Raw genomic sequence first — 21,211 nt, forward strand, 5'->3', positions numbered from 1 at the left:
ACCCCGCCGCCGTTCACAGCGCCGCCCCGATCCGGTCGAAGGCCTCGCCCAGCACCGCCGGATGGCCGGCGGCGTTGATCCGGAAGTACCCGGCGTACGCATCGCCCCCGAAAGCGGCCCCCGGGAGGGTGTGGACCCGGGCGTCGGCGAGGGCGCGGGCGAAGCGCCGCGCCTCGTCCGGCGCGGGGAATCCGGCCCACACCAGATAGGTGGCCTCGGGTGCGACGACGTCCACCCGCAGGGGGAGGCGGGAGAGTTCCGCCCGGACCAGTTCCACGCGCTCGGCGAGCTGGGAGCGCAGCGCGGCCAGCCATCCGGTCCCCTGCTCGTAGCAGGCGACCGTGGCGATGGCGCCGAGGCTTCCCGGGCGCCCGAGCAGACCCTGCGGCAGCCCGGCGAGCGCCCCGGCCGTGCGGTCCGAGGCGTAGACCGTGGCGCTCTTGAGACCGGCGATGTTGAACGCCTTGGACGCCGAGGTGAGCCCGAAGACCCGGGCCCGGTGCACGGCGGGGTCGGCGAACACGGACCGCGGCTGCCCCGCGAGCCCGAGCGGCATGTGCACTTCGTTCGCGAGCAGCAGCAGGTCGTGCTCCACGGTGAGGGAGAGCGCCGCGGCGATCTCCTCGCTGTTCCAGGCCCGGCCCACCGGGTTGTGCGGCTGGCACAGGATCCAGGCCGCGGCACCGGCCGCGGCGGCGGCGCCGAGCGCGGCGAAGTCGTTCCGGTAGCCGGCCGCGTCCCGCAGCAGGGGCACGGCCACCGGGCGCATGCCCGCCTCTTCGACCACAGTGAACAGGTCGCCGTACACCGGTGTCTCCACGATGACGGAGCTGCCGGGCGGCAGTTGGTCGCGCAGGAGCGTGCGCAGCCCGGCCAGGATGTCGGTGGTGCAGCGCAGTCCTGCGGGGGAGGCGTGGTGCTCACGGGCCAGATGGCGTGCGCAGGCCTGTTCCTGCTCGCCGGTGAGGCCGTATCCCGTCTCGCCCTCCCGTACGGCGCGTTCGAGTGCGCGGCGCAGGAACTCCGGTGTCTCCAGGTCCATTTCGGCGACGCCGAGGCAGATCCGGTCCGGTTCCAGCGCGCCTGCCCGCCACTTCAGGGTGCGCCGGGCGCGCAGGACGTCCATGTCCGCGATGAATCGCGGGGGCGGGACCTGCGCGTCCGGCCCGGCGGCCGCTGGGACCGGGGTGTCCTCGTGCGGGGGGCGGTTGTCAGCCGGCATCGCGGTCCAGCTCGACGTAGAGGCGGGTGCCGCCCTTCCCCTTGGTGCGCCGGCGCACGGTGATGCCGCCGCGGATCTCCTTCGGGTGCCGCACGTGGGTGCCGCCGCAGGGGATCTCGATCTCTCCCGAACGCCAGACGAAGACGTCGTCGGCCCCCGGCAGCGGGGTCACGACCGCGTCACCGGCGGATGCGAGAAGGGCGAGGACACGGTCCTGGATCTCCGGCACCGCCTCGCTGGGGATCGCACAGCCGAAGTCGAAGCGTGCGGCGCTGTCGCTGATGTGACAGCCGCGGGTCGAGCGCATCTGGCCGTGCGCGGTGAGGTATTCGCCGGTGGCGTGGAACAGGAAGTGCGCCAGGGTGTGCATCTGCATGTTGCGGAAGCGGCGTTCCCAGTCGATCTCCATGGTGACCTCCGCTCCCACCTCGAGCGCACAGGGTTCCTCGAACACGTGGTAGAACACCGCGTCGATGGTGGCGACTTCACCGTTGGGGAGCTGGTAGGGTCGGCCGCCCGCCTTCTGTACGTCCACCACCCGCTGTCCGTCGACGGTTCCCTGGTCGGCGACCTGCCCACCGGACTCGGCGTAGAACAGGGAGCGGTCGAAGATCGCGTGGTGCCCCTCGACCGCCAGGACGACGGCCGTCGCGCTGGTCGCGTACGGGTCGTGGTGGAAGAGCTGGGCCGTGGCGGGAGCCTTGCTCCACAGTGCGGGGTTGATCATCGGTCCGTCATCCGTTCAGCAGTGTCGTTCCGTACAGTTCGCCGCGGTCGGCGAAGAAGGTGAGTATCTCGCCGTCGGCCAACGGTCCGAGGTCCGCGGCGAGTTGGCGGGCGCCCATGTAGCAGACGCCGGACGATCCGCCCACGCTGAGCCCTCGGGCGGCCAAGTCCCGCACGCCGGCGCAGGCCTGGGCGTCGGAGACCCGGTAGACGCCCGCGACCCGGCTCCGAGCTGTGTCGATCACTGCGGGGATCCGGTTCTGGTTGCCGGTGCCGCGCAGGATGCTCCGGGCCGGTGAGCCGCCGAAGGTGATCGAACCCTCGCGGTCCGCCACGTAGGAGGGGATGCCCTTGGCCTCCAGCATCGCGGAGAGGGCGGCGAAGTGTCCGCCGCTGCCGACGCAGAAGATTCCGGCGGTGATCCGCGAGAAGTCGAGGGTGCCCATCAGGTGCGGTACCACCCAGCGGGTGTAGACCTGCGGGTTGAGCGGGCTGTCGTTCTGGTTGGTCCAGTAGTGGTCGGGGTTCGCGGCCAGCAGGGACTGCAGCAGGTCGTCGCGGGCCTGCTGGCTGCCGAGGACCGGATGCGGGGTCTCGGCTATGTGGAGGGTGCCGCCGACCAGTTCGATCTTGCGTCGGGTGATGTCCGGGATGCCGGGGTCGGTCACCAGGTGGACGGGGTGCCCGAGCAGGCGGCCGGCCACCGCCAGGCCGAGGCCCAGGGAGCCCGACGTGGACTCGATGACGGTCTGGCCCTCGGCGAGCAGTCCCTGCTCACGGGCCAGGAGGAGCAGGCCGAGGCCGAGGATCGACTTGAAGCTGGTCTCGGTGGCCGGGCTGCCGTGGATGGCGCGCAGCCGCAGGGCGGAGGCCTCGAAGCCGCCGCAGTCCACGGTGCTCAGCCGGCTGAGCTCTTCGATGAGTTCGTACGGATCGGGGCTGCGGTGGTGCGGCGCCGTCCGATGGTCCAGGGTCAGGCTCACTTCTTGCCCTCCAGGAGGTTCTTGGCCCAGAAGATCGAAACGAGGAGCACGCCGATGCCCGCCATCTGCACCAGGCTCAGGCGCTGGTCGAACAGGACCAGGCCGTAGACGGCGGCCGCGACCGGCTGCAGCAGCACGAACAGTGCGGCGAGCTGGAGCGGCAGGAACTTCACGGCGTGTGCCATCAGGGTCTGGCCGAGCAGCTGCGAGGTCACCGCGAGGGCGATCAGTACGAGCCAGCCCTTCGCGCTGGTGGGCCACAGGCTCTCGCCGAGCAGGGCCGCCACGGCGAAGCAGGCGATCCCGCAGACCAGGCTGAGGGTGGCCATGATGCGGGTGGCTTCGTGGCGCTCGCGCAGGCCCTTGGCCACGACGAGGAACAGCGCGTAGAACACCGCGGTCGCCAGGGCGAGGAGGTCGCCCCGCAGGTGCTGGGGGTCGAGGCCGGTTCCGAGGATGACCAGGATGTACAGGCCGGCCAGCGCGAGCAGGGCGGGCATCGCGAGGCGCCACGGCAGCCGGTCGCCGAAGAGCAGGAAGCAGAGCGGGGCGATGATGAACGGCACCAGATTGGCCAGCAGGTTCGCCTCGGCCAGCGAGGTGTAGAGGAACGAGATGTTCCACAGGCACAGGTCGGCGGCGAGGAACAGCCCGCCCAGGACGATCAGGAGCTGGTCCCGCCGTCCGATCCGGGTGGCGGTGGCGGGCCGGTCGGCGCCGGCGGCCGTGGCGGCGGCGGCGTTCAGGCGCGTGCGGCGTGCGGCGGCCATCGCCATGCCGAGCAGCATGGGTGCGGCGAGCAGCGAACGGTATCCGCCGGTGGCCACCGGGCCCACCTCGCTGATCCGGACGAAGACTCCGCCGAGGGCCAGGCAGCAGACCGCGAGGAGCACCATGAGCTGCGCACGGACACGGCTGGCCGGCTTTTCCTCCGGGGCGGGCTGCGGCTCGTCCGCGACCGAGGCGGGGAGGACCCCGTGTCCCGCTTCCGTCGCCGAGCCCACCGAGCCCACCGAGCCCACCGAGCCCACTGAGCCCACCGAGTCCCTCGAGTCCGTCGAGTCCGTCGTGACTGCGCGGCTCATGAGCGCCCCGACTCCTTCAGTGTGTAGAGGTCGCTGTCGTAGCCGAGAGAATGCAGTGCTCTCCGGGATTCAGCGACACGAAGATCGTGGTCCGTCTGGTGTTTCGAGAAGATGAGCCCGGCCACCGTTCCGCTGTGTGCCACGCACACGCCGAGGGCGCCCCACTCCTTCTTTACCGCCATGAGGTCTCCCAGGGACTTCTTGGGGAGCCGGTCATTGTGCAGTTCGCTGCTGAGGGTCGCTATTTCCGCGGCCGCATCGCCGTCGTTCGCGAGGAGCGCCGCATCGAGTTCGGCGAAGAGCCGCTCGTAGATTCTTGCCTTTCCCGGGTCCTCCGGGACTTCCCGGTGGAACTCCTCCGTGCGCACCCAGCCGCCCTCGTCGACTCCGACGATGCTCCAGCGCAGATCCGTATCGTATTTCGCGATCAGGGTCTGCGACCGCTGGGCACAGGAGGCGATTCCGGGATGCAGCAGATAATCGCCGTATTCGAGCTTTCGTGCCACGGAGAGCGCGAGCGCGTGCGCCACCGGCGCGGGAGTCGCCGGGTGGGATTCCCGGATGCAGAGCAGGGCGACGGCCAGGATGTCGGCGGTCGAGCTCGCGTGTCCTTTGGCCACCGGGATGTTCGACGTGATGTCGATGGTGAGACCGGCGTGTGAGGACCCCAGCTCCGCGCTCAGGGCCTCGAAGGCGGCGAGCGCCTTGGTGCGGTCGGCCGGGCTGATCGTGAGTCCCTGCGTACCGGGGCCCTCGGCCCGGCGCAGCCGCGCCGCGCAGGTCAGCTCCTCGACGGGCGCCGTGAAGAGGAAGTGCTCGTAGCCGCGCTCGCCGACGGTGTAGCCCTGCAATATTTCTCCGAATGCGCCGTGGACGGTGCTGGCGATCTTGTCGTGCATGGGGTCGTTGTACGTCGCGGCGAGCGCGTCCGGCAACCAAAGGAAACCTGCTGGCTGCCATAAGCAGGGGCATCGCGGAGGCGATCGCGAACCGCACAACGCGCCCGGTTCGCTCCGATTGTCCCGATAGGCGACCCGTTCAAGATCATCCTGCTTATCGGTGGCGAAAGGACTTCTTATGCAAACCCCCCGCTCGCGGTTGATGTTCAAGACTCGGTAAAACTGCACGTGTATCACTCTGTGGACCGGCCGATGCGTCCATAACGCCCAATACCGCCGTGGCCAAAAGCGGAGTTGCTCGATTCCATTTCTCCTGCTTACGTTTCGCCCCATGATCGAGACGCGTCATCTCCGCACGCTGCGCGCCGTTGCGCAAACGGGCTCTTTCGCTGCCGCGGCACGGCAGCTGAGCTGTACCCAGCCGGCCGTGAGCCAGCAGATGAAAGCCCTCGAAATGGCGATGGGCACTCCGCTTTTGATCCGTACCAGCCGCGAAGTACGGGTGACTGAGGCCGGTGCGGCCCTGGTGCGGCATTCGGCCGGAGTGCTCGCCGGACTCCACGCGGCCGAGGAGGAGATGGCCGCATTCGCGGGGCTGCGCACCGGACGGGTGCGGCTCACCTCCTTCCTCAGCGGCACGTCGGCACTCATCCCGTCCGCCATCGCCGCGATGCGCGCCGCCCATCCGGACGTCGAGGTCTCCCTGGCGGAGGCGCCTCCGCCGCGCTCCATCGACCTGCTCCGCAATGCCGACTGCGACATCTCCCTGGCCTTCCGCTACCCGGAGATCCCCGGCGCGGGCGCGAACACGCAGGAGGAGTGGAAGGACCTCGCGGTCCGCCCGCTGCTCACCGACCCTCTGGTCGTGCTGGTTCCGGAAGGGCACCGCCTCGCCGAGGCGGGACAAGTGGAACTCGCCGAACTGGCGGGGGAATCCTGGATCATGGGCTGCCACCGCTGTCGCCGCCATCTTGTGCAACTGTGCGAGCACGCCGGCTTCGAGCCGCGCGCCGAGTACCGGACGGACGACTATCCGACCGTGATCGGGCTGGTCGCGGCAGGCCTGGGCGTCGCCGTGCTGCCCGAACTGGCCCTGGGCGGGCCGCCGTCGGCGCCGATTCGGCTGCTCCGCCTGGAGCCCACGGTGCACCGGGAGGTGGTGGCCCTGTCCATGTCGACGTCCCCCTCCGTCCCGGCGGTCGGGCTCATGCTCCGCGAACTGGAACGATCCGCCGCCCGCTTGCCGGGGACGTCACCGGTTCACCGCGGCCCAGGCTAGGTTGCTCATATGAACTCATCATCTGGACGTTCCGGAATGGATCGAGGGGCGCTGTTAGCCGCATCGGTCACCGTGGTGCTGTGGGCCTCCGCGTTCGTGTCCATTCGCGCCTCAGCCGACTATTTCGAACCCGGGGCGCTGGCGCTGGGACGACTCCTGACCGGCTCGCTGGCACTGCTCTGCCTGCTGCTGGCGAAGGGCGGCGGAGTGCCGCCGCGCCAGGCGTGGCCCGGCATCGTGGGATCGGGGGTGCTGTGGTTCGGGGTCTACATGGTCGTACTGAACTGGGGAGAGCAACTGGTCGACGCGGGAACGGCATCCATGGTCGTCAACGTCGGGCCGATGGTGGTCGCGCTGCTCGGCGGCTGGTTCCTGAAGGAGGGGTTCCCGCCGCTGCTGCTGGCCGGCATGGCCGTCTCGTTCGTCGGCGCGGTCGTCGTCGGCTTCTCGTCCTCCGGCGGCGGATCGTCCTCGGTCCTGGGCCTCGGGCTCTGCCTGCTGGCCGCCGTGGCGTACGGGGCCGGCGTGGTGCTGCAGAAGCCCGCACTGCGGCACGCGACCCCGATGCAGGTGACGACGTACGGCTGTCTGATCGGCACCGTCGCATGTCTGCCGTTCAGCGGGCAGCTGGTGTCGAACCTGTCCGCGGCGCCCGTGTCGGCCACGCTCAATGTGGTCTACCTGGGGCTCTTCCCCACGGCCCTCGCCTTCACCACCTGGGCGTACGCGCTGTCGCGGACCACCGCGGGGAAGATGGGAGCCACCACCTACGCGGTGCCCGCCGTGGTCGTCCTCATTTCCTGGCTCGCGCTGGACGAGGTGCCGGGCTGGGTCACCCTGCTCGGCGGTGCCATCTGCCTGGGCGGCGTGGCCGTATCCCGGATGCCCGGATTCCGCAGGCGCGGACCCGAGGAGGCCACCGCGCCGGCGGCCGGTGTGGAGACAGCGCGCTGAGGTGACCCGCCGGGGCGGCGAAGCCGGAGGCGACACGGACAGGGGCGGGGACATCATGTCCCCGCCCCTGTCCGTGTCCCCGCCCCCTCTTTTCGTGCCGCCCCTCTTTTCGTGCCCCGCCCTCGGGCCTCACACGATGAGCGTGGTCTCGTTCCTGCCCAGTTCGTAGCCGAACTGAATTCGGGTGTGTGCGCCCAGTTCCTGTTTCATCGCCGCGATATGCCCTTGCAGTGATCTCTCGCTGATACCGAGCCGCCGGGCGATCTGCTTGTCGGGATAGCCCGACACCAGTAATTTGCTGATGGAGTTCCGAAGTGAGGGAATGACCTGCTCGGCCGCCCTCGTGGCATGTGTCGAAACGAAGGGGAAAGGCCCCGCGCGATCCCAGGAGCGCTCGAACATGTCCGTGAGGAAGCGCACGATGGCGGGCTCCCTGATGGCCAGGGCGTTCGTACGGTCTTCGTTCGCGGAGATGAACGCGACGTTTTCATCGATGATGATCATCCGGTCGAAGAACTCGGCCAGTGTGCGGACCTGGACTCCGTAGTCGGAGACGGTTCGCACGTAGTTCTTCGTCGCTTCGTCGAATCGCGTGGTGTGCTGATACAGGGTGCGCATGGCGACGCCCCCCGCGATCTGGCGGCGTACGGATTCGAGTGCGTCGTCCAGCGTCGGCCCCGGGCGCGGCCCGTCGGGCTGGGCGGTCAGGATCTCCTTGCGCGCATCGGCGAGAGCCTCGTCGATGGCCGCCGCAATGGCCTGGAGCCCGAAGTGGTAGCCGATCCGGGTGTCGGGGGGAGCCGTCGCGGCCGAGGGTGCGGCCGGCGCTGCGGGCGCGTCGGCCAGGCCGCCCGCGACGAGCCGGGAGAGCGCCTGCAAATGCTCGGACATGAGCTGCTGCACACCGCTCGGCCCATCCGGAATTCCGTGTTCCATTACTTTCCCCCACTCGTCCGTCCTGCCGGTTTCCGGGTGCCCAAAAGGTCTTGTAGGGCCGACCGAATGTCCCTTATTTCCTGGTGTGCGGCTTTTAGGATCCATCGGATTTTAGCAGTGCGGGAATATGAGACATCTCGAAGCTTGAGCGAAAGTCGATCCGGGCTCGAGAGTGATCAAGGCGGGTCGCAGCGACCGCCCACCACTCCACTCAACGGTCCGGCGGCGCATGCCCCGCCCTTTCGGGAGGCTTGACGAAATGTTGGAAACCTTTTCCCGCCCCAGTACGCCGCTCCGCTCGCGCCTGACGATCCGCATCGCCGCGGCGGGCATTACCGCCACGCTGGCCGGTGGCTTGTTCGCGGTGTCCGCCGCGCACACGGACACCGCCCACCAGGCATCGGACGACGTAAAGATCCTCGCCGATGTTGGCTGGAATTCACCCACGCCCAAGGCGACTCCATGAGCGCGGTCGTTCCCGTGAGCTCTTCCCCCTGGTTCATGTGCGACGGAACGGAATCCGAGCCGGGACCCGCCGCACGCGTCTACTGCTTCCCGCACGCCGGCGGCAACCCGCGCTCCTTCCTCGGCTGGCAGCCGGACCTGGCGGGCGTGGCCGAGATCGCCGGGCTCTGCCCGCCGGGACGCGGCCGCCGCTACCGGGAGCCCGCCCTCACCGATGTAGCGGAACTCGCCGACGCCGTGGCCCACGAGATCTCCACCACCGCGGACCGCCCCTTCGTCCTTTTCGGCCACAGCTTCGGCGCGGTGCTGGCCTTCGAGGTCGCACGGCGCATCGGCCACCTGCCGGACTTCCGCCACCTGGTCGCCTCCGGCTGCTCGGCCCCCTCGCTCCTGCCCACCCGGCGGGTGGTGGAGGCCGCCCGGCTGGAAGGCCGGGAGTTCACGCAGGCCGTGGGCTTCTTCGGCGGACTGCCGCCGGAGGTCATGGCCGACGAGGCCCTGCAGGAGCTGCTCCTGCCGAACCTCCGCGCCGACTTCCGCATGGTCGCCGGGTACACGTACCGGCCGGCCGCACCCCTGTCCGTACCGGTGACCTTGATCAACGGTCTGGACGATCCGCACATCGGCGAGGCCGGGCTGCAGCCCTGGGACCGGGAATGCCTCCGGCCGCCGGCCCGGCACTGGTCCGAGGGCGGCCACTTCTACTTCGACGGCCGCTCGCGGTCCGTCACCGACATCCTCCGGTCGCTCCTGTCCGGAGCGCCCGGTGTCGGGCAGCCTGGCGACTGGCACGTCGAACTCATCTGACCGTGCCGGACCCGTACGACACCAGCGCCACAGAGGAACTCCTGCCGTGAACCTGCCTGTTACCCCCTCCGAAGACCCCGAATACCCCGGCTACCCCGCATGCCCCGTCGACCCCGCCGACCAGCATGCCCGCGCCCTGGCCTTCCGCCGGCTCCACCAGGGCACCGAGCCCTTCGTGATCCCCAACCCGTGGGACGCGGGAACGGCGCGGCTGCTGACCGGCCTCGGATTCGCGGCCCTCGCCACCACCGGTGCGGGGCTGGCCTATAGCCTCGGCCGGCCCGACGGAACCCATCAGGTGGGCAGGCGGGACATCCTCGCGAACGCCGCGGAGATCGTGGCGGCGACGCACCTGCCGGTCTCCGCCGACCTCGAGAGCGGTTTCGGCGACACGCCGAAGGACGTGGCCGAGACCATTCGGCTCGCCGCCGCAGCCGGTCTGGTCGGCGGCTCGATCGAGGACTCCACCGGCCGGGCCGACGACCCCGTACGCCCCCTGGGCGAGGCCGTGGAGCGCGTGGCCGCGGCCGTGGCCGCCGCCCGGGAGCTCGACTTCCCCTTCACCGTGACGGCCCGCGCCGAGAACTTCTTCCAGGGCCGATCCGACCTGGCGGACACCATCCGCCGGCTCCAGGCGTACGAGGCCGCGGGCGCCGACGTCCTCTACGCGCCGGGCCTCCCGGACGCCGAGGCGGTGCGCGCCGTGTGTGCCGCGGTCCGGCGCCCGGTCAACGTCCTGATGGGTTCGCCCGCCCTGCCGCTGTCCGTGGCCGAGCTCGGCGAACTCGGCGTACGACGGATCAGCGTCGGCTCGGCGCTGGCCCGGGCGGCGCTCGGTTCGGTCGTCCGGGCCGCCGAGGAGATCCGTACCCACGGGACCTTCGGCTTCGGAGCGGACGCCCTTCCCTATCCCGCAGCCAACGCGATGATGACACCGGCCCCGCCGGCCGGTCAGGAAAGCGACTCCCCACGGTGAACGCCACCTCCGTCCATCTGTCCGCCCCGCGCTACGTCCTCGGCGAGAACCCGGCCGACCACACGACCATGACGAACCTGACCGCACGCGCCGCCGAGCTGCGCATGCCGGCCAAGGCCTCGCTGTGGGGCTGGGGAACGATCCACCGCACCGGAAAGAACCTGGAGACCCTGGCCGTGGAGAGCGGCCGGGCGACGCTCGCCGCGGCCGGGGCGGGACCCGACCAGGTCGACGCCCTCATCCTCTGCTCGACCCGGTTCCCCGGCGGACCCCGGACGCACGGGGGCTTCGTCCAGGCGGTCATGACCGGACTGGGGCTGACCGACGCCGCCTTCACCGGCGTCACCCTGAACCGCTGCACCAATCTGCTCGTCGGAGTGCGCCTCGCGCAGGCGCTGGTGGCCTCCGGGCAGCACCGCACCGTGCTGGTCGTCACCACCGACCGGATATCCGACGAGGCGACACGCATGGAGAACTTCGCCCTGTTCAGCGACGGTTCGGCCGCCTGCCTGGTCAGCGCCCGGCCGTACGGCGAGGACGCGTACGAGATCCTCGGCGGCGCCTCCGCGCAGGACCTGCCTTCGCTCGGCTGGTCCAACGAGATCAGCTCGGACCTGGCCCGAGTGGTCAACGACCGCATCCTCACCCCCCTCGAGCTGACCCTCAAGGACGTGGACGGCCTGCTCCACCCGAACCTCTTCAAGCCGATCGCCGTCCTGAAGGAACGTCAGGCCGGGTTCAGCGCCGACCAGTTGTTCCTGGACAACATCGCCCGCGTCGGGCACTGCTTCGCCGCCGACCCCCTGATCAACCTCGTGGACCGCGCCGGGGCGGGAGCGCTGCGCGACGGCGGTCTCTACCTCCTGGCGTCGAGCGTGCCGGGCGTACGCGTCGGCGTACTCCTGCGCAAGCTGTCCGCCGCCCAGCAGCCGACGAGCGACGAAACCTCGGAGTTCTGATGAACGCGCACACCGGATTCCCCCTCCCGGACCGGACCACCTCCCTGCCCCGCGGCCCCTTCCGGTTCAGCCCGAAGGCCGCCGAGGACGCCACCGCGGTCCTCGACGCCGGACCGGCCGGCATCTTCCGGCAACTCCTCGACGACCAGGAGAGCGAGACGACCCTGCTCGTCGCCCGCCGGGCCCTGCACGCCTTCCTGCCCACGGCCGGGGACGAGGCCCCCGCGGACGCCGACGCGATCGCCGCCCGCGTCCGGCAGGCCCGCACCGCCCTGGAACCGGACCTGGCCGGCCTGCGCGAGCGCGGCTCGCAGACGTACCGCCTCGTCCTGCGCCAGCGCGCACCCCTCATGCTGCTCGCCGGCTGCTGGCTGGACAACGTCTCGCAGACCGCCACCCAGCCGTCGGTCATCGTCAACCGGCTCTTCGGCCAGTACTTCCACCTCCAGGGTGAGGGCACCCCCGAGCGCGGGTTGCTCGCCACACGGCGGCGGGCGCTGGCCGAGCTCGAGGTGCACCTGCCCGAGATCGAGACCGTGGACTTCCTGAAGGAGACCGAGGCGCGACCGCTGACCGCGCTGCACGCCTCGTTCTACCTCGCGCTCTCCCGGCTGCCCGCCTCCTTCCTGCCCGAAGTGGTCGGCGTGCACTACGCCGTGGCCGCCCTGGGCATCGACGACCTGCTGCTGGGTACGGCCACTCCCTTCCTGGACGAGGCCCAGGCCCGTACGGTCCTCGCCGAGTACCTCACGCTGACGGAGAGCTCGCCGACCGGCGCGCAGGACCGGCAGCGGACGACCCGCGCGATCGAGCTGGTGCTGCGCCTGGAGCGGGAGCACACCGCGCTCCTCGGCGAACTGGCCGACTGGCACGACGGACTGTCCCTGGACGCCAAGGTCGGACGGATCGTGGCCCGGCACGCGCCGTACGCGGGCCGCCAGCACCGCAGCGTGCGCCTCGGCGACCGGCGGCTGTCGGAGTGGCTCGACGACGAGAACATGGATCTGGCGGCCTTCGTCGGCCAGTTCCGCGAGGCCCGGCAGATGAAGCCCGCCCGCGAGGGCGTGTGCCGGTTCCTGCGGTCCATCAAGTTCGGCGGGCCGATGTTCGGCATCTTCGACGAGCACGAGGCGGCCGTGTTCACCGCGTGGGCGCAGGCCATCGCGGCGGGTGAGCCGGCGGACCTCGACTTCCGGCCGAACACCGCCGGCGACGCACAGGCCCTGGCCTGGTCCGAGGCGCTGCGCGGCAGCGACCCGGCCGATACGGTCCTGGTCGAGGCCCCCTCCGGCCTCGACGACCGGCAGCTGTTCCACCGCGTGGTCAACATCGAGCAGTTCCCCCACATCCTGGGGACCGCCCGCGACCGGGCCGAAGCCAACCTCGCCGACGCGGAAGTGCTGTTCACGCACGGAGCCGGCGGCATCCTCACCGACGCGGAGTACTTCGACTACACGCCCGAGGCGCTGATGGCGCGCGTCGAGGCGATCTACTGGGACAAGCTGGTGAACCCGTACCAGCCCCTCACGGAGATCCCCGACCGCGACACCGTGATCTTCGAGCAGAGCACCTTCGCCCTCGGCAGCCTGATCGACGGCACCTGGGCGCAGCGCATCGGCAACCTCGGCCGGAACCACCGGCAGAGCGACCACATGCTGTTCTCCATCTACGCCGACGAGATGGGCCGCGGCGACCTCGACAAGAACCACATCACGCTCATCCACCAGGTGCTGGCCAGTATGGACATCCACCTGCCGCACATCCGCCAGGACGAGTTCCTGGAGCAGGGCGATCTGCCGGACGGGCTCTACGGGTTCTCCATCCACCAGGTGTGCCTGGCGCTGTTCCCCGACACCCTTTACAACGAGATCCTCGGCTACAACCTGGGCATCGAGATGTTCGGGCTCGGAGCGATGCGGCTGCACGAGATACAGAAGCTGCGCAGCCACAACCTCGATGCGGGCTACGAGCAGGCGCACCTGTCGATCGACAACTTCTCCGCCGGGCACGCCCGGCAGTCGGCCGACATCATCGTCTCCTACCTCGACGGCGTCCGGCGTACCTCCGGCGAGGAAGCCGTGCAACGGGAGTGGCGCCGCATCTGGCGCGGTTACGCCTCCTTCGCCTACTTCGTCGAGCACAAGCTGGTCGGGCAGGTCCGTGCCGCGTCGCCATCGGCCGCCGCTCACGCCGACGAGGACGATGCCGGCCTGCTCATCTGACGATCGTCCGGGCCGCCCTCGACGCCCTGACGCCTGACGCCGTACCCGCCGACGCCCGCCCCCTCGCACGGAGAACTGTCTTGGAACTCACCAGCGCCTTCGATCAGGACATCCTGGCCCTCCCCTTCTACGACGACCGGCACCGCGGCCTGGCGAACGCCATCGGCACCTGGTGCGACGGCCGGGCCCCCCTGTGGAACGAGGTCCGCCGACAGGGCCCGGAGAAGGCCGGACGGCAACTGGTCCGCACGCTCGGCGAGGACGGCTGGCTCGCCTTCCTGGACCCGCGGACCGCGCCCGACGCCCTGCCCGGTGACTTCCGCAGCATCTGCCTGACGCGTGAGGCGCTCGCCTACGCCGAGGACCTGGCCGACTTCGCCTTCTCCATCCAGGCCCTCGCCGCCACGCCGGTCATCCGGTACGGCAGCGAGGAGCAGAAGGAGCGCTACCTGCCGCGGATGGCCCGGGGTTCGCTCATCGGCGCGTTCGCGGTCTCCGAGCACGAGGCGGGTTCGGACATCGCCTCGGTCGGGCTGCGGGCCGAGCGCGACGAGGACGGCGGATACGTCCTGAACGGTCAGAAGGCGTGGATCGCCAACGCCGGGATCGCGGACGTGTACGTCGTCATCGCCCGCACCGGCGAGGGCCCCGGCCCGCTGGGGCTGAGCGCCTTCCTCGTCCCGGCCGACTCCCGCGGCCTGCGGGTCCACGGCCTGGACGCGGTCGCTCCGCGCGCCTTCGGCCACCTCTCCTTCGAGGACTGCCGGCTGCCCCGGGAAGCCGTGCTGGGCAAGCCGGGCAAGGGCTTCGTCATCGCCATGGACCTGCTGGAGCGGTTCCGGATGACGGTCGGTGCGGCGGCGCTCGGGTTCGCCCGCCGGGCCGCCGACACGGCACTGGCCCACGCCCGCACCCGGCGAATCGGCAACGACAAGCTGATCGACCTCCAGCTGACCAAGGCGACGCTGGCCGACATGGACGTGCGGCTCAACGCGGCCGCGCTGCTGGTGGCGCGGGCGGGCTGGGAGGCCGACCAGGGCAGCAGGCGCTTCGCCCGGCATTCGAGCATCGCCAAGCTGTACGCGACCGAGGAGGCCCAGCACGTCGTCGACTCCGCCGTGCAGGTGCTCGGCGCGGCGGGCGTGGTCGCCGACAGCGTCACCGAGCGCCTGTACCGGCAGATCCGTTCCCTGCGGATATACGAGGGCACCTCGGAGGTCATGCGGCTGACGATCGCGGGCACCCTCGACGCCCGGCGCGCCGCGCTTCCCGCCCGCTATCTCTGACGCACGCTTCCCCCAACGACGCCCCCGCCCGGCCCCGGGCACCGACATGCCGAGCACCCAGCAAGGAGCATCCAGATGACCCACCCGATCGAAGCGGTCAGGCTGGCGGACCCGTACCCCGGCTACGCGGCCCTGGTGGCCGAGCGTCCCTTCGCCTACGACCCGGCCGTGAACGCCTGGGTCGCGGCGGACGCGGCGGCGGTGCGCGCCGTGCTGGGCTCCGCCGCCCTGCGGGTCCGCCCGGTGGCCGAGCCGGTGCCCGCCGGAATCGCCGGCACGGCCGCGGGGGAGGTGTTCGGGGATCTGGTGCGGATGACCGACGGCGACCTGCAGCACCGCCTCAAGGGCGTGGTCGCCCAGGCGCTGGGGACCGCCGATCCCGCGCACGCCGCGCGGCTGGCCGCCGAGCAGACCCGGGCGGCCCTCGCGACGGGCGGCGAAGTCCCCTTCGAGGAGCTGATGTTCGCCGTTCCCGCCCGGGTCGTGGCCGGCCTGTGCGGGCTGGACGCGGACGGATCGGCGCACGCCGCACGGCTGATCGGCGAGTTCGTCCAGTGCATCCCCGCCCTGGCCACCCCGGAGCAGCAGCGGGCGGCGGCGCTCGCCGCGGCCGGGCTGCGGGAGTTGCTCGGCCCCGGCATCGAGGCCGCAGGGGCCGCAGGGGCCGCCAGGGCCGCAGAGGAGGCCGGGGCCGGGCTGCTCGCCGCGCTCGTACGGGCGGCGCGCGAGGCCTCCTGGACCCGGACGGCCCCGCTGCTGGCCAACGCGGTCGGGTTCCTGTCCCAGACGTACGACGCCACGGCCGGCCTGATCGGGAACACGCTGCTGGCGCTGACCAGGGAGGAGACTCCCAAGTCCCCGGCCGAGCGGGAGGCGTTCGTCCGCGAGGTGGTCCGGCACGACGCGCCGATCCAGAACACCCGCCGTTTCGCCGCCGAGCCGTTCCGGCACGGCGCCGCACAGGTCGCGCCGGGCGAGCAGGTGCTGGTGCTGCTCGCCGCCGCCAACCGGGACCCGGCGGTCAACCCCGAACCGCACGCCTTCCGGCCCGGCCGCGAGGCGCCGGCGGTCTTCACCTTCGGCGCCGCCGCCCACCGGTGTCCCGGAGAGAACCTGGCGGTGGCGATGGCCGGCGCGGTCGTCGGGACGCTGCTGGACTCCGGGTTCGACCCGGCACACCTGCCCTCCGGGCCGTTCGGGCCCGCCGAAGTGACGTACCGGCCGCTGGCCAACGCGCGGATCCCGGTGCTGTAGCGGCGCGATCCGCCTCCGCAGTGAGCACACCCAAGGCTACCGCCTGCCCATTTTTTTTCAGACTTATAGCAATAAGTCAGCGCTTTTCCTCATGAGGGAGAAACGAACCACATGTCAGACAATCCACATCTTTGGATGCGGGCCGAATCCCGGCCGAGCGAGCGCCGCGCGCCCCTCGTCCCCGAGGACGCCGCCCGCCTGGTGGGCCGGGGCGTCGAGATCACCGTCGAGGAATCGGCGCAGCGCGTCTTCCCCCTCGAGGAGTACCTCGCCGCGGGCTGCCGCCCCGCCGAGACGGGCAGCTGGACCGATGCGCCCGGCAGCACCCACGTCCTGGGCCTGAAGGAGCTCCCCGAGAGCCCCGAGGAGCTGATCCACCGCCACATCTACTTCGGCCACGCCTACAAGGGCCAGACCGGGGCGAGCGAGCTGCTCGCCCGGTTCACGGCGGGCGGCGGCGCACTCCTCGACCTGGAGTACCTGACCAGCGCCGACGGCCGGCGGCTGGCGGCCTTCGGCTACTGGGCCGGCTACGTCGGCGCGGCGCTGGCCGTCCTGCACCGGCGCGGGCGGCTGCGGACCCCGCTCGTCCCGACCGGCCTGGAGGCGCTGGACGCCCTGCTGAAGGAGCCCGGCGAGAACGGGAGCGCGCTGGTGATCGGCGCCCTCGGGCGCAGCGGCCGCGGTGCGTGCGACGCCCTGGCCACGGCGGGCCTCACCCCCACCCGGTGGGACGTCCAGGAGACGGCCGCGCTGGACCGCGCGGCCCTGCTGGACCACGACATCCTCGTCAACACCGTCCTGATGAACCGGCCCACGCCCCCGTTCCTGACCCACGCGGACCTCGACGGCCCCCGGCGCCTCTCCGTGGTCTCGGACGTCACCTGTGACGTGACCTCGGCCTGCAACGTCCTGCCGGTCTACACCGAACTCACCGACTGGGACCGGCCGGTACGCCGCCTGCGCGACGGCGACCGGCCGGCCGACCTCATCGCCATCGACAACCTGCCCTCGCTGCTCCCGGTGGAGGCCAGCCGGGCCTTCTCGGCGGAGCTGTGGCCCGTCCTGGCGGACCTCGGCGGGGCCGATCCGGTCTGGGCGCGCTGCCTGGGCGTATTCGAGACCGCCGTCGCCGGGACCGGGAACGGCGAAGCCGCCGGGCACCGCGCGGACGACGACGAGCGCAAGGAGTACGCAGATGCCCGCTGACCGGATAGCGCCCGCCCCGGTGCCCGCCCCGGTGCCCGCCCCGGTGCCCGCCGGCGGCACCGTCCACTGGATAGGCACCGGCCTCTCGACCGGCCGCAGCGGCCTCGGGCTGCTGTGCGCGCAGGCCGGCCACGTCGTGCTGTGGGACCGCACGGCCGAGCGCGCCGCCGACCGGCTCGCCGCCCTGGGCCTGACCGGCCACGCCGAGGTACGGGCCCTGACGGACGGGGCCCTGGAGGCCGAGGTGGGCGCCGGGGACGTGATCGTGTCCATGCTGCCCGCCGCCGAACACCCCCGGCTGCTGCGCCTCGCCATCGACCGCCGGGCGCACTTCGCCTGCACCAGCTACGTCTCCGAGGAGATCGCCGGGCTCCAGGAGCGCGCCGCCGAGGCGGGCATCGTGGTCCTGACCGAGGCCGGACTCGACCCCGGCATCGACCACCTGATGGCGCACCTGCTGGTCGCACGAGCCCGTGAGGCCATCGGGGACACCGCCGAGTCGGTCGACTTCACCTCCTACTGCGGCGGCATCCCCGCCGTGCCCAACGCGTTCCGCTACCGCTTCAGCTGGGCGCCGTACGGCGTGCTCGCCGCTCTCGGCTCCGCCGCGCGCCACATCGCCGACGGCGTCGAGAGCACCGCCGCACGCCCGTGGGAGGCCACCACCGTCCACCGCCTGGCCGGCGAGGACTTCGAGGTCTACCCCAACCGGGACAGCGTCCCCTTCGTCTCCCAGTACGGCATCCCCGAGGGCTGGCACCTGCGCACCTTCGTCCGCGGCACCCTGCGCAACGCCGGCTGGCGCGCCGCCTGGGAACCGGTCTTCCAGGTCGTGGCCTCCGGTGACGAGGCACAGGTCCGCCGGCTCGCCAAGGAGCTGGCCGAACGGCACCCGACCACCGAGGCCGACCGCGACCGCGTGGTGCTCTCCGTGGCGCTGGACGTACGCGCCGCCGACGGGAAGCGCTGGCAGGGCTCCTACCTGATGGACCTGACCGGCGAGGAGTCGGAGAGCGCGATGGCCCGCGCCGTATCGCTGCCGATCGCCTACGGCGTCACCCGCCTGCTGGCCGGGGCGCTGCCCCCCGGTCTGCACCGCGCCGGCCAGTCCGAGGAGGAGGCCGGCCACTGGATGGCCTTCCTGGACTCCAACGGCCTGGGCAGCACGTTCACCGACACCGTCCCCGCCCCCCGAGGAGCCGACGCATGACCACCGCATCAGAACCCGAAGCCGCTGTGGAGGCCGGTTCCGAGACCGCGCCCGAGACCGCGCCCGAGGCCTTCGTCCTCACCGGTGCCTTCTGGGTCGTCTGCCGCAACCCCCGCTACCTGGCGGAGCTCGCCGCCCGCGGCCTGAAGGTCCTGCTCATCACACCGGCGGGCTACCGCGATGCCGCGGAAGCCGCCCGCAAGGACCCGGAGCACCCGGCGTTCCTGCTCGACGACATCGCCTTCGTGGACGGCTCCCTCGACCAGGAGGGATCGTTCCTGCCGGGGTTCATCGCCCGCGCCCGCGCCTGGCGGCACAGGTACACGATCGTCGGCGCGTACGCGGTGGGCGAGACGCTGGTGGAGCCGACCGGCCTGCTGGGCGACGCGCTCGGCCTGCCGGGCCCGGGGCTGCGGGCGACCCGCGCCTGCCGCAGCAAGTACCTGCAGCGCTGGTACCTGGACGAGTTCAGCCCCGCCTCCCTGGTGATCCCGCCGGGGGAGCGGGAGGACACCGCCCTGGACGGGCTGCCGTACCCGGTGGTGGCCAAGCCCGCCACCCGCCATTCCAGTTCGGGCGTGGTGACGGTCGCGGACGCGGCCGGGCTGCGGGCCGAGCTGGCCGGCTACCCCGAGTACGAGACCCTGCTGGTCGAGCAGAAGGTCGAGGGCCACGAGTACTCGGTCGAGAGCCTGGTGCAGGGCGGCGAGATCGTCTTCACCTCGGTCACGAGCAAGGAGACCACCGAGTCGGACGCCCGCTCGTTCGTGGAGCTGTCCCACTCGGTGCCCAGCGCCCGCCCCGGGGTGGACGGCCGACTGCTGGACGCCAACCGCCGGCTGCTGCGGACCCTCGGCTTCCGCGACGGCATCGCCCACGCCGAGTGGCGCACGGGTGCGGACGGGCGGGCCTACCTGATGGAGGTCGCCGCCCGGACGCCGGGCGACGGTCTGCTCGCGCTGTACCACCTGGCCACCGGCCGGCCCCTGGAGCCCGAGATCGTCAAGATCGCGCTGGGCGAGCCCGCCGACTACCCGGCGCCGCGCCGCTGGACCCGCCAGGTCTACCTGGACCACACCCCCGGCACCCTGGAGAACGTCTCCGTCGACTGGCCGGGGATCACCCCCGTCTGGGTCGGCGAGGGCGGCATCTGGCCGGAGATCACCCCGGGCGAGGCCGACGACCCGGCCGCGCTGCGGGCGGTCCTGGTGCTCAAGGAGAAGGGCGCCCGGCTGTCGCCGCTGGCCAGCTCCGACGACCGGGCGGTCACCTTCCTCATCGACGCACCCTCCGCGCAGGAACTGGACGAGCTGGAGCGCCGGGTCCGCGCCGCCGTGACGCTGACCGTGGGGAGGGCGGAAGGACATGGCCTCTGACACCACCACCGAGGCCGCGGACGCCGGCACCGCCGCCACCGCCGCCGCCACCGCGGAGAAGGAGCAACGCGCCACCGTCTGGGGCACCTTCCGCGAGGCCCCGCTCGCGGTGAAGACCGTGCTCGCCGGGGTCCTGGTCAACCGCCTCAGCGGTTTCCTCCAGATCTTCCTCGTCCTGTTCCTCACCGCCAAGGGCTACTCCGACGGACACACCGTCCTGGCCCTGGGCGTCTACGGGGCGGGAGCCGTCGTCGGCTCGCTGATCGGCGGCACCCTGGCGGACCGGATGGGCGTGCGCAACGCCACGGTCGTCTCGATGGGCAGCACGAGCGTGCTCACCGCCGCCCTGCTCTACGTGCCGAGCTTCCCGGCGCTGCTCGCCGCGATCGCCCTGGTGAGCCTCGGCTCGCAGCTGTTCCGGCCGGCGTCGGCAACACTGCTGGCCGAACTGACCGCCGAGAACCGGCAGGTCATGATCTTCGCGATGTACCGTTTCGGGCTCAACCTGGGCGCGACGGCCGCGCCGCTGGTCGGGTTCGCCCTCTACAACGCGGGCGGCCACGGGTACACCCTGCTGTTCTGGGGCGAGGCCGTGATCGCCCTGGCCTACGCCGTGTTCGCCTGGGCGACCCTGCCCGCCCGGGTCGGTCCCGCCCCGGCCGGCGCCACGACGGACGCGGACGCGGACGCGGCGCCCGGCGGGTACGCGGCGGTGCTCCGGGACCGCCGGTACCTCCTGTACCTGATCGCGGCCCTGTGCCACGCGGCCGTGTACATGCAGTACCTGTCCACGCTGCCGCTCTACATGAAGGACGAGGGGCTGGCGCTCTTCTGGTACACCCTCGCCGTCTCCCTCAACGGGTTCATCGTCATCGCCTTCGAGCTGCTGCTCACCAAGCTCTCGCAGGAGTGGCCGCTGAAGGTGACGATCGGTCTGGGATTCGCGCTGGTCGGCGCCGGTGTGGCCTTCTACGGCCTGCCCATCGGACCCGCGGCCGTGATCGTCGGCACGCTCATCTGGTCGATCGGCGAGATCATCGGCGGCCCCGCGGTGTTCGCCTACCCCGCGACCGCCGGACCGGCGAGGCTGCGCTCCCGGTACATCGGCAGCTTCCAGTTCGTGTTCGGTCTGGGCACCGCCGTGGGTCCGATGATCGGCAGCTGGCTCTACCTGCGGCTGGACGGTCTCGTGTGGCCCGTGGTGGCCATGGGGTCGCTGCTCGCGACGGTCTTCGGGCTCATCGCCGTACGCCGTCCCGCACCCGGACCGCCCGCACCCGCGCCTGCACCCGCGCCTGCGCCCGAACCCGTGCCCGAATCCGTGCCCGTGCCCGAACCCGCGTCCGCCAAGTGACCCGCATCC

19 protein-coding genes are annotated in these 21,211 nt (G+C 71.6%); 13 read left to right on the forward strand and 6 right to left on the reverse strand.

All coding sequences use genetic code 11. The features are described from left to right. Nucleotides 1–13: 13 nt before the first annotated feature. The 5 genes from ACZ6I1_RS10110 to ACZ6I1_RS10130 are packed head-to-tail and all read right to left on the reverse strand — an operon-like array spanning nt 14 to nt 4,915. Nucleotides 14–1,222, reverse strand: a complete 1,209-nt coding sequence (locus ACZ6I1_RS10110) for an aminotransferase class I/II-fold pyridoxal phosphate-dependent enzyme (protein ID WP_469285219.1) — start codon at nt 1,220–1,222, stop codon at nt 14–16. Further along, complete coding sequence (locus tag ACZ6I1_RS10115; protein WP_469285220.1) at nt 1,212–1,949, reverse strand: alanine--tRNA ligase-related protein; 738 nt, start codon at nt 1,947–1,949, stop codon at nt 1,212–1,214. Before ACZ6I1_RS10115 ends, ACZ6I1_RS10110 begins: the two co-directional genes overlap by 11 nt. Before the next feature lie 7 nt (nt 1,950–1,956). After that, complete coding sequence (locus ACZ6I1_RS10120; protein WP_469285222.1) at nt 1,957–2,931, reverse strand: pyridoxal-phosphate dependent enzyme; 975 nt, start codon at nt 2,929–2,931, stop codon at nt 1,957–1,959. Next, nucleotides 2,928–4,016, reverse strand: a complete 1,089-nt coding sequence (locus ACZ6I1_RS10125; protein ID WP_469285225.1) for a DMT family transporter — start codon at nt 4,014–4,016, stop codon at nt 2,928–2,930. Before ACZ6I1_RS10125 ends, ACZ6I1_RS10120 begins: the two co-directional genes overlap by 4 nt. Further along, entirely contained in the window at nt 4,013–4,915 is a 903-nt protein-coding gene (locus ACZ6I1_RS10130; protein WP_469285227.1) for a GHMP family kinase ATP-binding protein, read from the reverse strand. Before ACZ6I1_RS10130 ends, ACZ6I1_RS10125 begins: the two co-directional genes overlap by 4 nt. A 331-nt stretch (nt 4,916–5,246) precedes the next feature. Between ACZ6I1_RS10130 and ACZ6I1_RS10135 the strand changes: the two genes are divergently transcribed. Further along, nucleotides 5,247–6,194, forward strand: a complete 948-nt coding sequence (locus ACZ6I1_RS10135; RefSeq protein ID WP_469285228.1) for a LysR family transcriptional regulator — start codon at nt 5,247–5,249, stop codon at nt 6,192–6,194. 9 nt (nt 6,195–6,203) lie between these two features. Continuing rightward, the gene (locus tag ACZ6I1_RS10140; RefSeq protein ID WP_469285229.1) at nt 6,204–7,148 is read left to right on the forward strand and encodes a DMT family transporter; all 945 of its coding nucleotides are present in this window, start codon (nt 6,204–6,206) and stop codon (nt 7,146–7,148) included. 129 nt (nt 7,149–7,277) lie between these two features. On the opposite strand, the gene ACZ6I1_RS10145 is transcribed toward ACZ6I1_RS10140, so the two are convergent. Next, the gene (locus ACZ6I1_RS10145; protein ID WP_469285231.1) at nt 7,278–8,051 is read right to left on the reverse strand and encodes a LuxR C-terminal-related transcriptional regulator; all 774 of its coding nucleotides are present in this window, start codon (nt 8,049–8,051) and stop codon (nt 7,278–7,280) included. A 292-nt stretch (nt 8,052–8,343) separates the two neighbouring features. Here ACZ6I1_RS10145 and ACZ6I1_RS10150 point away from each other — a divergent pair, with 292 nt between their 5' ends. The 11 genes from ACZ6I1_RS10150 (at nt 8,344) to ACZ6I1_RS10200 (ending at nt 21,202) form a co-directional block, all read left to right on the forward strand. Then, complete coding sequence (locus tag ACZ6I1_RS10150) at nt 8,344–8,550, forward strand: hypothetical protein (protein ID WP_469285232.1); 207 nt, start codon at nt 8,344–8,346, stop codon at nt 8,548–8,550. Beyond that, nucleotides 8,547–9,356 carry a thioesterase II family protein gene (locus ACZ6I1_RS10155; RefSeq protein WP_469285233.1) on the forward strand — a complete coding sequence of 270 codons (810 nt, stop codon included), beginning with the start codon at nt 8,547–8,549 and terminating at the stop codon, nt 9,354–9,356. The genes ACZ6I1_RS10150 and ACZ6I1_RS10155 overlap by 4 nt, the downstream gene beginning before the upstream one ends. A 46-nt stretch (nt 9,357–9,402) precedes the next feature. Next, nucleotides 9,403–10,332, forward strand: a complete 930-nt coding sequence (locus ACZ6I1_RS10160) for an isocitrate lyase/PEP mutase family protein (protein ID WP_469285234.1) — start codon at nt 9,403–9,405, stop codon at nt 10,330–10,332. Next, nucleotides 10,329–11,291, forward strand: coding sequence for a beta-ketoacyl-[acyl-carrier-protein] synthase family protein (locus ACZ6I1_RS10165; RefSeq protein ID WP_469285236.1), 963 nt, complete (start codon nt 10,329–10,331; stop codon nt 11,289–11,291). Before ACZ6I1_RS10160 ends, ACZ6I1_RS10165 begins: the two co-directional genes overlap by 4 nt. Continuing rightward, nucleotides 11,291–13,513, forward strand: coding sequence for an iron-containing redox enzyme family protein (locus ACZ6I1_RS10170; RefSeq protein WP_469285238.1), 2,223 nt, complete (start codon nt 11,291–11,293; stop codon nt 13,511–13,513). The genes ACZ6I1_RS10165 and ACZ6I1_RS10170 overlap by 1 nt, the downstream gene beginning before the upstream one ends. 80 nt (nt 13,514–13,593) lie before the next feature. Beyond that, nucleotides 13,594–14,799 (forward strand): acyl-CoA dehydrogenase family protein, encoded by a 1,206-nt coding sequence (locus ACZ6I1_RS10175; protein WP_469285240.1) that lies wholly within the window; start codon nt 13,594–13,596, stop codon nt 14,797–14,799. 75 nt (nt 14,800–14,874) lie between these two features. After that, nucleotides 14,875–16,053, forward strand: coding sequence for a cytochrome P450 (locus tag ACZ6I1_RS10180; protein WP_469285242.1), 1,179 nt, complete (start codon nt 14,875–14,877; stop codon nt 16,051–16,053). Nucleotides 16,054–16,164: 111 nt separating this feature from the next. Beyond that, a complete protein-coding gene (locus ACZ6I1_RS10185; protein ID WP_469285244.1) occupies nt 16,165–17,262 on the forward strand; it encodes a saccharopine dehydrogenase in 1,098 nt (365 codons plus the stop codon). Next, nucleotides 17,252–18,472 (forward strand): saccharopine dehydrogenase family protein, encoded by a 1,221-nt coding sequence (locus tag ACZ6I1_RS10190; protein ID WP_469285246.1) that lies wholly within the window; start codon nt 17,252–17,254, stop codon nt 18,470–18,472. The genes ACZ6I1_RS10185 and ACZ6I1_RS10190 overlap by 11 nt, the downstream gene beginning before the upstream one ends. Beyond that, the gene (locus tag ACZ6I1_RS10195) at nt 18,469–19,848 is read left to right on the forward strand and encodes an ATP-grasp domain-containing protein (protein ID WP_469285248.1); all 1,380 of its coding nucleotides are present in this window, start codon (nt 18,469–18,471) and stop codon (nt 19,846–19,848) included. The genes ACZ6I1_RS10190 and ACZ6I1_RS10195 overlap by 4 nt, the downstream gene beginning before the upstream one ends. Continuing rightward, nucleotides 19,838–21,202 carry an MFS transporter gene (locus tag ACZ6I1_RS10200; protein WP_469285249.1) on the forward strand — a complete coding sequence of 455 codons (1,365 nt, stop codon included), beginning with the start codon at nt 19,838–19,840 and terminating at the stop codon, nt 21,200–21,202. The genes ACZ6I1_RS10195 and ACZ6I1_RS10200 overlap by 11 nt, the downstream gene beginning before the upstream one ends. The last annotated feature ends 9 nt before the right edge of the window (nt 21,203–21,211 follow it).

The sequence above is a fragment of the Streptomyces sp. NPDC046303 genome, from assembly GCF_055588085.1.